Source organism: Agrobacterium rosae, from assembly GCF_002915175.1.
Classification (GTDB): Bacteria; Pseudomonadota; Alphaproteobacteria; order Rhizobiales; family Rhizobiaceae; genus Agrobacterium; species Agrobacterium rosae.
The window spans coordinates 111,983-126,634 of record NZ_NXEJ01000001.1; the positions used below are offsets into that span (position 1 = coordinate 111,983).

Below are 14,652 nucleotides of genomic sequence, written 5' to 3' on the forward strand. Positions count from 1 at the left end.
CACAAGCCTTTTCGAGGACGATCATGAACGCATTCAAGCCCCTGGTTTTCTCTGGCGTCCAGCCCACCGGAAACCTCCATCTCGGCAATTATCTCGGTGCCATCCGCAAATTCGTCGCCCTGCAGGAAGACAATGACTGCATCTATTGCGTGGTGGATATGCATGCGCTTACAGCGCAACTGGTTCATAGCGACCTGAAGGCACAGACGCGGTCGATCGCGGCGGCCTTCATTGCGGCGGGTATCGATCCGGTCAAGCATATCGTCTTCAACCAGTCCGCCGTACCGCAGCATGCGGAATTGGCTTGGGTGTTCAATTGCGTGGCGCGCATCGGCTGGATGGAGCGCATGACGCAGTTCAAGGACAAGTCCGGCAAGAACGCCGAACAGGTATCGCTCGGTCTGCTGGCCTATCCGAGCCTGATGGCTGCCGACATTCTGGTGTATCGCGCAACGCACGTGCCCGTCGGTGATGACCAGAAACAGCATCTGGAACTGGCTCGCGACATCGCGCAGAAATTCAATATGGATTTCAGCGCCAATATTCGAAGCGCTGGCCTCGGCATCGACATTACCGTCGGTAACGAGCCGGTTCACGCCTATTTCCCGATGGTGGAGCCGCTGATTGGTGGTCCTGCGCCGCGTGTCATGTCGTTGAAAGATGGCACGAAGAAGATGTCGAAGTCGGACCCATCGGATTTGTCGCGTATCAATCTGATGGACGATGTCGATACGCTGTCGCGCAAGATCAAGAAGGCAAAGACCGACCCAGATGCGCTACCAAGCGAAGTCGAAGGCCTGAAGGGCCGTGCGGAAGCTGAAAACCTCGTCGGCATCTATGCAGCGCTGTCGGACAAGACCAAGGCTGACGTTCTCTCGGAATTCGGTGGGCAGCAGTTTTCGGCCTTCAAGCCAGCACTTGTCGATCTGGCGGTCAACGTCCTTGCCCCGATCAACAGCGAGATGCGCCGCCTGCTGGATGATGTCAGCCATATCGACGCCATCCTCAAACAGGGCGGCGAGCGCGCAGGGGTGATCGCAGAAAAGACGATGAACGAAGTGCGTGATATCATCGGTTTCCTGCGCTAACCTCCGGGTGCCATCCCAGGTAAAGAGCGTTTTTTAATCCGGGGATTTGATATAATGTCGCCCGGGCCATCGGGCGGTTTTGTCCTGCCGCGACGAACAGAGGAGTACGCAATGGTATCGAAACGGCTTTCGCGTCTCGAAGGACACCGCCGCAAATTTCTCGCGGTCATCGATGGGACGCCCGAATGCGAAAGGGCCGTTCATTATGCCGGTCGCCGCGCCAAGAACTCCAATGGCGCGCTCGTGCTTCTTTATGTGATTCCGGAAGGCGATTTCCAGCAGTGGCTCGGCGTCGAACAGATCATGCGCGCCGAAGCCCGCGAAGAGGCCGAGGCGTCACTGGCCAAGGTGGCGCAAAAGGTGCGTGAGAGCGTGGGAATGGAGCCGGAAGCTGTCATTCGCGAAGGCAATGCAGCCGAACAGATTCACGGCCTGATCGATGAGGACCGGGATATCGCCATTCTGGTTCTGGCAGCGGGATCGACCAAGGAAGGTCCGGGGCCGCTGGTATCCTCCATTGCGGGACGTGGTGCTGCGTTTCCCATTCCTGTCACGGTGCTGCCGGATACGCTCAGCGACGAGGAAATCGACGCGCTCTGCTGAAAAGCGGATTTCTTGAATGTGTTTATCATGTCAGGACTTGAAGTTGACCTTCGTCCGGCGTATTTTGGAAGTATTCTAAATTGCGGGATGTCGATCGCGTATCCCGAAGGAGATTGCAATGTTCATTCAGACGGAATCCACGCCGAACCCGGCAACGCTGAAGTTTCTTCCAGGTAAAGTCGTTCTGGAAAGCGGTACGGCGGAATTCCTGAATGCCGCGCAGGCGCAAGCCTCGCCGCTGGCCGCAGTCCTGTTCGAAATTCCCGGTGTAACCGGCGTCTATTACGGCTTCGATTTCATCACCGTTTCCAAGGACGGCGCGGAATGGCAGCACCTTAAGCCAGCTATCCTCGGCTCGATCATGGAACATTTCATGTCCGGTCGCCCACTGATGGGGACTGCTGTTGCCGCTGAAATCTCTGACGAGGAAGAAGAGTTCTTCGAAGCTGGCGATGAAACCATCGTTGCCACGATCAAAGAACTTCTCGAAACCCGCGTTCGTCCCGCCGTTGCGCAGGATGGTGGCGACATCACCTTCCGCGGTTTCCGTGATGGCACCGTGTTCCTCAACATGAAGGGCGCATGCTCCGGCTGCCCGTCTTCGACGGCAACGCTGAAGCACGGCGTGCAGAACCTGCTGCGCCATTTCGTTCCTGAAGTGCAAGAAGTCGAAGCCGTCTAATAAAGGACGGCTTATCCCATGATCGTACTTTCCATCGACACGTCGGGTGTGGACTGTTCTGCCTGCGTTTATGACAGCGCTGATGATGTCGCGCTGGGCGAAGTCACCGAAAATATCGGCAAGGGCCATGCAGAACTGTTGATGGGTATCATCGACGGTGCTTTGCAGCACGCCTCTCTGGCGCTGAAAGATGTCGAGCGGATTGCCGTCACCATCGGTCCGGGGTCGTTTACCGGTATTCGTGTGGGCGTGGCTGCCGCACGCGGCTTTGCCCTTTCGCTGGGTATCAAGGCGGTGGGCATCACGACCTTGGAAACACTGGCGGCGCATTACCATCTCCAGAATCCCGGCCTGCCAGTGGCTGTGGGGCTCGATGCCAAGCGTGACGAGGCCTATCTCCAGACCTTTGCGGCTGATGGATCACCATTGAGCGAGGCGGCGCTCTTGTCGCTGGATGAGGCGAAAGCTGTACTTGCGGGTTTTGCCGGTACCGTCATCGGTTCTGCCGCCCCGCTTTTCGCAGGCGGCGAAACAGGCTCAGGGCCGGATCGGTTTGCGATTGCAACCGTTGCACGTCTGGGTGCGCAAAAGCCGCAGGGCATGCCCAAACCCGCGCCGCTTTATCTGCGTGGGCCGGATGCCAAACCTCAGTCAGGATTTGCACTGGAACGCCGTCCGGTTGCCTGATAGGGCCATTCAGAGTTTGGATGCGGATGATTCCTTTCGATGTTTGACGATTACCTCAGCTGGAAACCTTACTTCGAGATCGTGACCATGGGCTACGGGGATTGTGTCGAGGTTGCCCAGCTTCACGCATCGCGGTTTCCACGCCCCTGGAATGATGGCGAGTTTTCAAGCCTTCTCAGCCAAAGCAGCGTTTTCGGTGCCGTTGCACGCCAGACCAACGCGTTTTTTAGCAAGCCTATGGGTGGCTTCGTTCTGTCACGCGAAGCTGGCGGTGAAGCCGAAATTCTCACCGTTGCCGTGGGTGATAAGTTCGAGCGTTGCGGGCTCGGTTGGCGGCTGATGCAGGCCGCTATGCGTGAAGCAGGCATGCGGGGTGCCGAAACCATGTTTCTGGAAGTAGACGGCGGCAATGTCTCGGCGGTCGGCCTTTATAAGAAACTCGGTTTCAAGACGGTTGCCGAACGGAAGGCTTATTACACGTCTAAGGATGGTACCAAATCGACGGCGCTTGTCATGCGTCGTGATCTTCGCTAGTTCGTGGTAACGATTTACACTGCGCTTGAGCGCCATTCCAACGAAAGCATCTGAGAGTTAGAAGACGTGATAGACCTTTCGAAAACGCTGGAAGAATTATGTGCCGAGCGCGGTATGCGTATGACCGATCAGCGTCGTGTGATTGCCCGCGTTTTGCAGCAATCCGAAGACCATCCGGATGTGGAGGAGCTTTACCGTCGCTCGTCAGCTGTCGATCCGCGCATTTCGATTTCCACGGTCTATCGCACAGTCAAGCTTTTCGAGGACGCCGGCATCATCGAACGTCATGATTTCCGCGATGGCCGCTCGCGTTATGAAACGATGCCGGAAGAGCATCACGACCATCTGATCGATCTGAAAAACAGCGTGGTGATCGAGTTTCGCTCTGCTGAAATCGAAGCGCTTCAGGAAAAGATTGCCCGTGAACACGGCTTCAAGCTGGTTGATCACAGGCTTGAGCTCTATGGTGTCCCGCTAAAGCCTGAAGATGGCTAAACCAGACATGGGGCCACGGAGCAGATGAAGCGATGATGTGGTTGCGGATGAGTTATCTCATCGTCGTTCTGGCGCTTGTGACGCTGGTTCTGTTGCCAGTGCAACTCGTCAGCCTTTATTTCGACTGGCCGCTCCGACGCTCCCTGCCACGCCTTTGGCACAGGATCATTTGCCATGCGCTCGGCATCAAGGTCCACGTACACGGCACCGTAGAGAGCGCCAAGCCGCTTCTTCTGGCCGTCAACCATGTGTCGTGGACAGATATCATGGTGTTAGGCAGCGTGGCCGATGTGGTCTTCATTGCCAAAACGGAGGTGCGCGACTGGCCGGTCTTCGGTGTCTTGGCGCGTTTGCAAAAAACGATTTTCGTCACGCGTGATCAAAAGCGCAGTGCGGGTGAGCAGGTCAACGAGATCGCTCAACGCCTTGCAGACGGTGAAATCGTCCTTCTGTTTCCCGAGGGAACGACGTCGGACGGCAATCGGCTTCTTCCCATCAAATCATCTCTTTTCGGGGCGGCATCCAGTGCAGCCGAACAGGTGCCGGGGCAGATGGTCCACGTACAACCGGTCACGGTAGCCTATACCGGCATACAGGGCATGGCGATGGGTCGTTATCACCGCAGCGTCGCAGCATGGCCGGGAAGTATGGAATTGGTCCCATCGCTTCTGGGTCTGCTGAAAGCAGGTGCGATCGATGTCGATGTGTCATTCGGTGAGGCGATTCCTTTCCGCCGTGGCGACAATCGCAAGACATTGAGTGCGAGCGCGACGGCGGCTATTCGCAGCATGCTGACTTTCAGTTTGCGTGGTGGATGGCGAAAGTCTCGCTGATTGCGCATTTTTCTGTTTAATATGGCGCTTTAAAACATTAGATAGCGGCCATGACCCAGGAACTGATCGGCCTAGAAGCCACACCATCCGCCCTTCGCGAGGGAGCAAACAGCCGCAAGGTCTTCATCAAGACCTATGGCTGTCAGATGAATGTCTATGATTCCGTTCGTATGGGTGATGCTCTGGCGAAGGACGGTTACGAGCCGACCGAGGATATAGATCAAGCAGATCTCGTTCTTCTCAACACCTGTCACATCCGGGAAAGAGCTGCGGAAAAAGTGTACTCCGCGCTTGGCCGCTTGCGGGATATGAAGAAATCCCGAGAAGAGCAGGGCCGCGAATTCGTGATCGGTGTTGCTGGGTGTGTTGCGCAGGCTGAGGGCGAGGAGATTTTGCGTCGCGCTCCCGCCGTGGACGTCGTTATTGGACCTCAGACCTATCATCGTTTGCCCGAAGCCCTGCGGCGCGTGCGCGGTGGCGAGCGTGTCATTGAAACAGAATATGCTGTCGAAGACAAATTCGAGCACTTGCCCGTTGCGGAAAAGGCAAAAATCCGCTCGCGTGGCGTCACGGCATTTTTGACGGTGCAGGAAGGGTGCGACAAGTTCTGCACCTTCTGCGTGGTGCCCTATACGCGTGGGTCCGAAGTCTCGCGACCCGTGCAGCAAATCGTTGATGAAGCATCGAGACTGGCTGAGTCAGGTGTGCGGGAAATCACGCTGCTGGGCCAGAACGTCAATGCATGGCGGTCCTCCGGGCCGAATGGCGAGCAATGGGGTCTGGCCGAGTTGTTGTACCGGCTGGCCGAAATCCCCGGTATCGCCCGCCTGCGATACACGACCAGTCACCCGCGTGACATGGATGACCAGCTGATCGGTGCACATCGAGATCTGCGCATTTTGATGCCCTATCTTCACCTTCCCGTGCAGTCCGGCTCGGACCAAATCCTCAAAGCCATGAACCGTCGCCATACGTCGGAGGAGTATATTAGGCTTGTCGAAAAGATTCGCGGAGCCCGCCCTGATATTGCCATGTCGGGAGACTTTATTGTCGGTTTCCCTGGCGAGACGGATCAGGATTTCGAAGATACGCTCGCTATCGTGGAACAGGTGAAATACGCGCAGGCCTTTTCGTTCAAATATTCTACGCGTCCTGGCACGCCCGGCGCGGATTTGGTCGATCAGGTTCCGGAAGAGATAAAGAGCGAGCGGCTGGAGCGACTACAGGCTTTGTTGTTGAAACAACAGCAGGAATTTGCCGGTTCTCTGGTTGGAAAGACGATGGATGTGCTGCTGGAAAAGCCAGGCCGCATGCCGGGGCAGTTGATAGGACGATCTCCTTGGCTGCAATCTGTGAATCTTGATGCAAACGACATGAAAATCGGCGACATTGTTCATGTACGAATCACCGCAACGGGTCCAAACAGCTTGTTTGCCGAGGTGGCAGACAGTGAGAGTGGGGACCGACACTGACTTGGACGGGAGCCTGACCGCTTGAACGCACACGAATTGGTATCACCCCCATCGCGCCAGCCACGCCCAGCCGCGACCGACGCCAATCACTTCGTCCTCACGTTCGAGAATAACAGGATAGCGGGAGAGCTATTCGGTCAGTTCGATCAGAACCTCAAATTGCTAGAGCAGCGGCTTAATATCGACGCGCGCCCACGCGGCAATTCGGTTGCCATTACCGGTGATCTCGTTGCAACCAATCAGGCCCGCCGTGCTCTGGATATGCTCTATGAGCGCCTTTTGAAAGGTGGAACAGTCGAGGTGTCCGACGTCGAAGGTGCCATTCGCATGGCCATGGCGGCGGACGATCAGCTGATCCTTCCCACCATGGAGCGCAAAGCCAAAATCTCCATGGCGCAGATTTCGACCCGCAAGAAGACCATCGCTGCCCGTACGCCGACGCAGGATGTATACATGCGCGCGCTGGAACAGTCAGAACTGGTCTTCGGCGTAGGGCCTGCCGGTACGGGTAAAACCTATCTCGCCGTCGCACATGCTGCTCAACTACTGGAGCGCGGCGCGGTGGATCGAATCATTCTGTCACGCCCCGCCGTCGAGGCCGGTGAGCGTCTGGGCTTTCTGCCGGGCGACATGAAGGAAAAAGTCGATCCTTACCTGCGTCCACTTTACGACGCACTGTATGACATGATGCCGGGCGATAAGGTGGAGCGTGCTATTCAGGCCGGCGTCATCGAAATTGCGCCACTGGCCTTCATGCGTGGGCGCACACTTGCCAACGCGGTCGTCATCCTTGACGAGGCGCAGAACACCACCACGATGCAGATGAAGATGTTTCTGACGCGTCTTGGCGAAAAAGGCCGCATGATCGTGACCGGTGACCCCAGTCAGGTCGACTTGCCGCGTGGCATGAAGTCAGGCCTCGTGGACGCTTTGCAGATCCTGACTGATGTCGAAGGCGTGTCCGTCGTTCGCTTCAAGGATGTGGATGTCGTTCGTCACCCCATGGTCGCACGTATTGTCCGCGCCTACGAAGCGCAGACCGCTGTGCCGGATGAAAGCCTTCCGAGAGGCAATTGAAGCAGGACATGACGTCACTCGATATTCAGATCAGTGTCGAGGCCAAAAATTGGCCCTCGGAAGATGAACTTTTCAAGTTGACGAGCCGGGTCCTGGACCCGGCCGTCGATTTTTTGAAATCAGAAGAAAAACAGCCTTTTCCAAAAACGCCGACGGAACTGTCCCTTGTCTTTACCGACGACGCCTCGATCCGCGAGATCAATGCCGAGTGGCGTGAGAAGGACAAGCCGACGAACGTGCTATCTTTTCCAGCCTATCCGTTGGAACCGGGCGGCATGCCGGGACCGATGTTGGGCGATATCGTCATTGCGCGCGAAACGGTGGAGCGAGAAGCCCTTGATCTGGACAAGAGTTTCGAGGATCATCTAACGCATCTTCTGGTGCATGGCTTTCTGCACCTTTTCGGTTACGATCATATGGACGCCGAAGAGGCAGAAGAAATGGAAGGGCTTGAGACTCGCATTTTGGCGAAGCTTGGTCTATCTGATCCCTACGCGGGTCAGGAGCCGCTTTGATGAACAGTTTGGGACCATGAACGAAAATTCTGCACGACCGGCACACGAGGCCAAAGAAACCGGGGAGCAATCCTCATCGGAGGAGGGCAGTAGTCCCTTACGATCCGAATATCACTTCAAACCCAGAGCATCGCTCTGGTCTCGCATCTCGCGGCTGTTGAAGCCCTCACATGGCGAGCGTCTTCGCGAAGACATCACCGACGCGTTAATGACCGATACCGAAATCGGTGCCGCGTTTACGCCCGAAGAGCGGGCGATGCTCAACAATATCCTGCGTTTCAGGGAAGTCCGTGTCGAAGACATCATGATCCCGCGCGTGGATATCGATGGGCTTGATCAGGATATGACCGTCGGTGAAGCGATGATCCTGTTTGAAGAAACCGGTCGCTCACGCATGCCCGTCTATGATGAGACGCTGGATAACCCCAAAGGCATGATCCATATTCGCGATCTCCTGTCCTTTATCGGCAAGCAGGCACGAAACAAACGCCGCGTGGGCTCGCGTGCGACAGCTGCTGCCGACGCCAAGGCTGCAAAATCGCCCCGTGCCAATTTCGATCTCGCCCGCGTTGATCTGGAAAAAACGCTCGCAGAAGCCGGTCTGGTTCGGAAAATTCTGTTCGTGCCATCATCCATGCTGGCCTCGGCCCTGTTGAAAACCATGCAGGCCCAGCGCACGCAACTGGCGCTGGTCATCGACGAATATGGCGGAACCGATGGTCTCGTCAGCCATGAAGACATCGTAGAGATGGTGATTGGTGACATTGATGACGAGCATGACAAGGATGAGACGATGTTCTCACGCCTTTCTCCTGGCGTTCTGATTGCCGATGCGCGTGCCGAACTGACAGAACTGGCAGAAGCCATCGGCCCCGATTTCGATGTGCGTGAGCATATTGAGGAAATCGATACTTTGGGCGGGCTGATTTTCTTCGCCCTTGGCCGCATTCCGGTAAAGGGTGAAGTCGTTCGGGCTGTCTCAGGTTTCGAGTTCCACATTCTCGATGCCGATTCCCGTCGCATCAAGGGCGTGCGTATCGTGCGCAACCAGTCCTCTGAGGGAGAGGATGATCAGGCCCCGGCTGAGGCTGCAAGCGATGTGGTTCTTTCTCTGCCGCCGCCGTCAAGCCATGCGGATAATGCGTCGGCCTGATCGAGGCGACTGTGTTTTATCATTTTGAGACCGCAGGATATTCGTTCTGCGGTCTTTGTATTCAAGCACAGGCCAATGCTGAGGGAAGTGCAGACGGGACGCTGTGGACGCGCGCTTTTTTTTACAGTAAGTCCGGTTAAACAGACGGTGTCGCCTCCCGTGTATCTCGTGTCGGACGGTGCCTTGAAAAGGTGGATACTGCATGGAGCGGCTGGCGGGCAAAATCATGTTGAGCAGTGGTTTTGGGAGAGTATGTACCGCCGTTCTTGCAGGTGCTATCGGTGCACTTGCCTTCCCGCCCGTTGGTTTTTTTGCGGCACTTTTCATCTCTTTTACTTTGCTGGTCTGGTTGATCGACGGCACGACCGGAAGCCCCGAGGGCGGTGCATGGTCGCGCGGCTGGAAAACCTTCGTCATCGGTTGGCTTTTCGGCTTCGGTTATTTCGTGGCGGGGCTGTGGTGGCTTGGTAACGCACTGCTTCTCGAGGCGGATGAATTCGCCTGGGCCTTACCGCTTGCAATTCTCGGCCTGCCTGCCTGCCTTGCCATTTTTTACGGGTTGGCCGTCATGCTCGCAAACCTTCTGTGGTCTGATGGTTGGGGACGGATCGCAGCTCTTGCAGCCTCCTTCGGCCTGATCGAATGGCTGCGCAGTTTCGTTCTGACGGGATTTCCCTGGAATACCGTCGGCTATGGGTTGATGCCTATTCCCTTGATGATGCAGACGTCCAATCTCATCGGCATTTTTGGAATGTCGATGATGGCCGTGTTCATCTTTTCCAGTCCGGCTCTGCTGGGCACCAGGAAGGGACTACTGCCCGGACTGTCGATTGCAGCTCTGATGATGGCATTTCACATCGGGTACGGCGCTTATCGTTTGCACCAGCCGTTGCTGCCAGGCGATGACGCTCTTACGGTGAGAATCGTTCAGCCGGGCATCGACCAGTCCCGCAAGATGCTGAATGCCGACCGCGCCGAAATCTTCAAGGAACATTTGCGCCTCTCAGCCCTGCCGATTTCAGCCGGCCAAAAAAGGCCCGACATCATCGTCTGGCCGGAAACATCCGTGCCGTTCATTCTGACGCAAAATCCCGATGCTCTCGAAGATATCGCAAAGACGCTGGAAGACGGACAAATCCTGCTGACGGGTGCTGTGCGGATGGAGGATGCAGGTGCGGGCAACGCGCCGCGCTATTATAATTCGGTCTACGCTATAGATAGTGAGGGGCAGATCATTGGTGCGACAGACAAGGTCCACCTCGTTCCGTTCGGCGAATATGTTCCTTTTGAAAATGTGCTGCGGCATCTCGGTATCGACAATCTGATTAGCTTGCCGGGTGGTTTTTCACCTGCCGCAACGCGAAATGCGATTACTCTGCCTTCGGGCAAAAAGCTCTATTCTTTTATATGCTATGAAATCATTTTCCCAGGTGAGGTTCCCGCGGACATCGCCACCTCGACAGCCATTATCAATGTGACCAACGATGGCTGGTTCGGCAACACGCCCGGGCCATATCAACATCTGCAACAGGCAAGAATACGTGCCGTGGAAACTGGTGTTCCAGTGATTCGCGCGGCCAATACGGGAATTTCGGCGATAATTGACCCTCTGGGGCAAATTGTCGCAGGGCTTGACTACGGGCAAAAAGGAATAATCGATTCTACTTTAAGTGGTTCATCCTCTGGCGTGGTCACCGCAGATATGCGACAGATACACTTTTGGTTGTTCTTTGGATTATTGCTCGTGTGTTCGGTAATCTCACGGATGGGTTTGATGAATCGGAAGAATTGACCAAAAACCCCTAAAATTGCATAGTGAACTTGTTAGGTTGCACAACGAACATGATATATTCCGAGCTGCGACAATCTTACAGTTCCGGATTGGTACAGGCGTGTAGTCGATAACCCCGAATAGAGCGAATGTCAGGACCACAACAATGACAGAGAATAAGAAGAAGCCAAACCCGATCGACATTCACGTCGGGAGCCGCATCCGCCTACGCCGCACCATGCTTGGCATGAGCCAGGAAAAGCTGGGCGAGAGCCTGGGTATTACATTCCAGCAGATTCAGAAGTACGAAAAAGGGACGAACCGCGTTGGTGCCAGCCGCCTGCAGAACATCTCCGGCATTTTGAACGTTCCCGTATCCTTCTTCTTCGAAGACGCGCCGGGCGATCACACGGTCAGCGCCACCGGCATGGCTGAAGCCTCAAGCTCCAACTACGTGGTAGACTTTCTGTCCTCATCGGAAGGCCTGCAATTGAACCGCGCTTTTGTAAAGATCAACGATCCGAAGGTTCGCCGTCGCATCGTGGATCTCGTCAAGGCGCTTGCAGCCGAAGGCGACACGGAATAACCGCTAAACAGTTTTGGTGAACTTGAAACGGTCCTTCGGGGCCGTTTTTTATTGCGTAAGGATGATTTAGGAATTCCGATATAAAGATATATTTATGTCGTTGTGTCCTTGTTTTTTTGGAGCAATGTGACTAACAACGATGACCGTTTCTTTGAGGGGAATCCCGCATGCGTGCCAATTACCTATTCACCAGCGAGTCCGTTGCTGAAGGTCACCCTGACAAGGTTTGTGACCGCATTTCCGATGAAATCGTCGATTTGATATACCGCGAAGCCGCCAAGACCGGGGTTGATCCCTGGACGGTGCGCATCGCCTGCGAGACCCTTGCAACGACAAACCGCGTGATCATCGCCGGTGAAGTGCGTGTTCCCGATACGCTGTTGAAGAAGGACAAGGACGGCTCCGTGTTCAAGGACGCAAGCGGCCACCCCGTCATCAACCCCGCCAAGTTCAAGGCTGCTGCCCGCAAGGCCATCCGTGATATCGGTTACGAGCAGGACGGTTTCCACTGGAAGACGGCCAAGATCGACGTGCTGCTTCACCCGCAGTCTGCCGACATTGCGCAGGGCGTGGATAACGCTTCCGACAAGCAGGGCGACGAAGGCGCTGGCGACCAGGGCATCATGTTCGGTTACGCTTGCAAGGAAACGCCGGACCTGATGCCAGCCCCGATCTATTATTCGCACCGCATTCTCCAGCTTCTGGCGACTGCCCGCAAAAGCGGCGAAGGCGAAGCAGCCAAGCTCGGCCCCGATGCGAAGAGCCAGGTGACCGTTCGCTACGTCGATGGCAAGGCATCCGAAGCCGTCTCCATCGTGCTGTCCACGCAGCATCTGGATGCCAGCTGGGACTCCAAGAAGGTTCGCTCCGTCGTGGAGCCCTATATCCGCGAAGCGCTCGGCGAATTGAAGATCGCTGACGATTGCCAGTGGTATATCAATCCGACGGGCAAGTTCGTGATCGGTGGTCCTGATGGTGATGCGGGTCTGACGGGCCGCAAGATCATCGTTGACACCTACGGCGGTGCAGCCCCTCACGGCGGCGGCGCATTCTCCGGCAAGGACACGACCAAGGTCGACCGTTCCGCAGCATATGCTGCCCGCTACATCGCCAAAAACGTTGTGGCAGCAGGATTGGCAGAGCGCTGCACGATCCAGCTGTCCTACGCCATCGGCGTCGCGCAGCCGCTGTCGGTCTATGTCGATTTCCACCAGACAGGTACGTTGAGCGAAGACGAAGTCGAAGCGGCAATCCGCAAGGTCATCGACCTCTCGCCATCGGGCATTCGTCGTCACCTCGACCTCAACAAGCCGATCTATGCCAAGACCTCGTCCTACGGCCATTTCGGTCGCAAGGCCGGCCGCGACGGTTCCTTCTCCTGGGAGAAGCTCGATCTCGTCAAGCCTCTCAAGGATGCATTGAAAGCCGCATAAGGCTTGTCAATCGCCGGTGATTGAGAGATACGGTCTGAAGGTTTTGAAACCCGCACAGCGCAATAAACAGGCGCGGTGCGGGTTATCCATATGTGCGAGAGTGTTGAAATGACGGAAGAGCGGCGCTCACGCGCAACGGAAGCGTTTTTTGGTCGGCGTAAGGGCAAGCCGCTGCGCAACCAGCAGGTCGATACGATCGAAAACCTTCTGCCACTGCTGAAGGTCGATCTTGAGACGCAGCCGCCGAAAAATCTTGCGGCGTTGTTTCCCGCAGATGTGAAAACCAGCCGCGTCGAAATCGGCTTTGGCGGTGGCGAACATCTCATCCACCGCGCCTCCGAAAATCCGGATACCGGTTTCATCGGGGTCGAGCCCTTCGTTAATTCCATGGCGAAACTTCTCGGCAGCGTGAAAGAGCGCGAGCTGATGAACATCCGCCTTTACGACGACGACGCAACGCAATTGCTGGACTGGTTGCCGGATGCCTGCATCGACCATATCGATCTGCTCTATCCCGACCCATGGCCGAAGAAGAAGCACTGGAAGCGTCGCTTCGTGTCCGACGTCAATCTGGCGCGGTTTCATCGTGTGCTGAAGCCCGGAGCCAAATTCTGCTTCGCATCCGATATCGACACCTACATAAACTGGACACTTCAGCATTGCGCCGCCCACGGCGGTTTCGAATGGACAGCGCAGACAGCCGCCGACTGGAACACGCCATTCGATAATTGGCCGGGTACGCGTTACGAGAACAAGGCGAAGCGCGAGGGTCGCAGCTCCGCCTATCTCACCTTCATCCGAACCTGAGTTTCAGATTTTCGCATCCACCTCGGATGCAACTGGGATGGACGGCTGCGCACCTTCGCGCGTGCAGGCCAGCGAACCGGCAACGGCGGCGCGGCGAAGAGCTGTCTCGAAGTCGAGGCCCGCATCGAGACTGGCGGCCAGATAACCGCAGAACGTATCACCCGCACCGACTGTATCGACCGGCTCGATCTTCAGGCCCTTGGCCTTGACGAGCTTACCGTTGCGAATGGCGATCACGCCTTCGGCCCCGAGCGTGACGATGATGGTTTGGCCGGTCTCGTCGTGAAGGGCGACAAGCTCCTTTTCCCGCTGGTCATTGGAGAGGCCGTTTTTACCGATCAGCAATTCGAATTCGGTTTCGTTGGCAATGACCATGTCTGCCAGCTGCGAGAGCCGTGCTGCGTCGGGTGTCAGCGGTGCCGTGTTGATGATGGTCGTCACCCGCTTTGCCTTGGCGGCCTTCAGTGCCGTTTCGATGGCCCCGGCTGGAACCTCGAACTGCAACATCAGGATGTCGCCTGCCCCCATTTCGGAGACGGCACGCTCCGCATCGGCTTCTGACACCTCGCCATTGGCAGCGGGAATGACCGAAATCATGTTTTCACCGCCCTTACCAATGAGGATGACGGCGGTACCAGTCGGCACGGCGACGGTTTTGACCAGCGAGAGATCGGCCCGCGCATCACGAAGCAGCGTAAGAGCAGGTGCCGCAAAGGCATCATCGCCGATAGCACCCGCCATCTTCACCTCTGCACCCGCTCGCCGTGCGGCCAGCGCCTGGTTGGCCCCCTTGCCACCGGCAGCGGTTGAAAAGGTCTTGCCGGTCACGGTTTCACCCGGCTTGGGAAGGCGGTCTGAAATGGCAACGAGGTCCATGTTGATGGAGCCGAAAACTGTGATCATGCGGGTCATTCCA

At 56.4% G+C, this 14,652-nt stretch carries 16 protein-coding genes; 15 read left to right on the forward strand and 1 reads right to left on the reverse strand.

Annotated elements, in window-relative coordinates; genetic code table 11:
• Positions 1-23 precede the first annotated feature (23 nt).
• The 15 genes from trpS (at position 24) to trmB (ending at position 13,736) form a co-directional block, all read left to right on the forward strand.
• Positions 24-1,088, forward strand: coding sequence for a tryptophan--tRNA ligase (trpS, locus tag CPJ18_RS00555; protein WP_103585328.1), 1,065 nt, complete (start codon positions 24-26; stop codon positions 1,086-1,088).
• 111 nt (positions 1,089-1,199) lie between these two features.
• The gene (locus CPJ18_RS00560; protein ID WP_077102085.1) at positions 1,200-1,691 is read left to right on the forward strand and encodes a universal stress protein; all 492 of its coding nucleotides are present in this window, start codon (positions 1,200-1,202) and stop codon (positions 1,689-1,691) included.
• A 118-nt stretch (positions 1,692-1,809) separates the two neighbouring features.
• Complete coding sequence (locus CPJ18_RS00565) at positions 1,810-2,373, forward strand: NifU family protein (protein ID WP_062451583.1); 564 nt, start codon at positions 1,810-1,812, stop codon at positions 2,371-2,373.
• Positions 2,374-2,391: 18 nt separating this feature from the next.
• Positions 2,392-3,060 carry a tRNA (adenosine(37)-N6)-threonylcarbamoyltransferase complex dimerization subunit type 1 TsaB gene (tsaB, locus tag CPJ18_RS00570; protein ID WP_103656600.1) on the forward strand — a complete coding sequence of 223 codons (669 nt, stop codon included), beginning with the start codon at positions 2,392-2,394 and terminating at the stop codon, positions 3,058-3,060.
• 39 nt (positions 3,061-3,099) lie between these two features.
• Positions 3,100-3,594 carry a GNAT family N-acetyltransferase gene (locus CPJ18_RS00575; protein WP_077102089.1) on the forward strand — a complete coding sequence of 165 codons (495 nt, stop codon included), beginning with the start codon at positions 3,100-3,102 and terminating at the stop codon, positions 3,592-3,594.
• 114 nt (positions 3,595-3,708) lie between these two features.
• Positions 3,709-4,089, forward strand: coding sequence for a Fur family transcriptional regulator (locus CPJ18_RS00580; RefSeq protein ID WP_153366875.1), 381 nt, complete (start codon positions 3,709-3,711; stop codon positions 4,087-4,089).
• Positions 4,090-4,121: 32 nt separating this feature from the next.
• On the forward strand, positions 4,122-4,922 hold the full coding sequence (gene olsA, locus CPJ18_RS00585; RefSeq protein ID WP_103656601.1) for a lyso-ornithine lipid O-acyltransferase: 801 nt from the start codon (positions 4,122-4,124) through the stop codon (positions 4,920-4,922).
• 50 nt (positions 4,923-4,972) lie between these two features.
• Positions 4,973-6,394: a tRNA (N6-isopentenyl adenosine(37)-C2)-methylthiotransferase MiaB gene (gene miaB, locus CPJ18_RS00590; protein ID WP_103656602.1), complete on the forward strand. Its 1,422-nt coding sequence runs from the start codon at positions 4,973-4,975 to the stop codon at positions 6,392-6,394.
• Positions 6,395-6,415: 21 nt separating this feature from the next.
• Positions 6,416-7,471: a PhoH family protein gene (locus CPJ18_RS00595; protein ID WP_077102097.1), complete on the forward strand. Its 1,056-nt coding sequence runs from the start codon at positions 6,416-6,418 to the stop codon at positions 7,469-7,471.
• Between the two features lie 8 nt (positions 7,472-7,479).
• The gene (gene ybeY, locus CPJ18_RS00600) at positions 7,480-7,986 is read left to right on the forward strand and encodes an rRNA maturation RNase YbeY (RefSeq protein WP_103656905.1); all 507 of its coding nucleotides are present in this window, start codon (positions 7,480-7,482) and stop codon (positions 7,984-7,986) included.
• A gap of 16 nt (positions 7,987-8,002) precedes the next feature.
• Positions 8,003-9,139: a hemolysin family protein gene (locus CPJ18_RS00605; RefSeq protein ID WP_103656603.1), complete on the forward strand. Its 1,137-nt coding sequence runs from the start codon at positions 8,003-8,005 to the stop codon at positions 9,137-9,139.
• Positions 9,140-9,341: 202 nt separating this feature from the next.
• Positions 9,342-10,931 (forward strand): apolipoprotein N-acyltransferase, encoded by a 1,590-nt coding sequence (gene lnt, locus CPJ18_RS00610; protein WP_103656604.1) that lies wholly within the window; start codon positions 9,342-9,344, stop codon positions 10,929-10,931.
• A 145-nt stretch (positions 10,932-11,076) separates the two neighbouring features.
• Entirely contained in the window at positions 11,077-11,496 is a 420-nt protein-coding gene (locus tag CPJ18_RS00615; protein ID WP_103656605.1) for a helix-turn-helix domain-containing protein, read from the forward strand.
• A 167-nt stretch (positions 11,497-11,663) separates the two neighbouring features.
• Positions 11,664-12,929 carry a methionine adenosyltransferase gene (gene metK / locus CPJ18_RS00620; protein WP_077102105.1) on the forward strand — a complete coding sequence of 422 codons (1,266 nt, stop codon included), beginning with the start codon at positions 11,664-11,666 and terminating at the stop codon, positions 12,927-12,929.
• A 108-nt stretch (positions 12,930-13,037) separates the two neighbouring features.
• Positions 13,038-13,736 (forward strand): tRNA (guanine(46)-N(7))-methyltransferase TrmB, encoded by a 699-nt coding sequence (gene trmB, locus CPJ18_RS00625; protein ID WP_103656606.1) that lies wholly within the window; start codon positions 13,038-13,040, stop codon positions 13,734-13,736.
• Positions 13,737-13,739: 3 nt separating this feature from the next.
• Here the strand turns inward: trmB and CPJ18_RS00630 are convergent, their stop codons facing one another.
• Positions 13,740-14,639, reverse strand: a complete 900-nt coding sequence (locus CPJ18_RS00630) for a ribokinase (protein ID WP_103656906.1) — start codon at positions 14,637-14,639, stop codon at positions 13,740-13,742.
• Positions 14,640-14,652 lie beyond the last annotated feature (13 nt).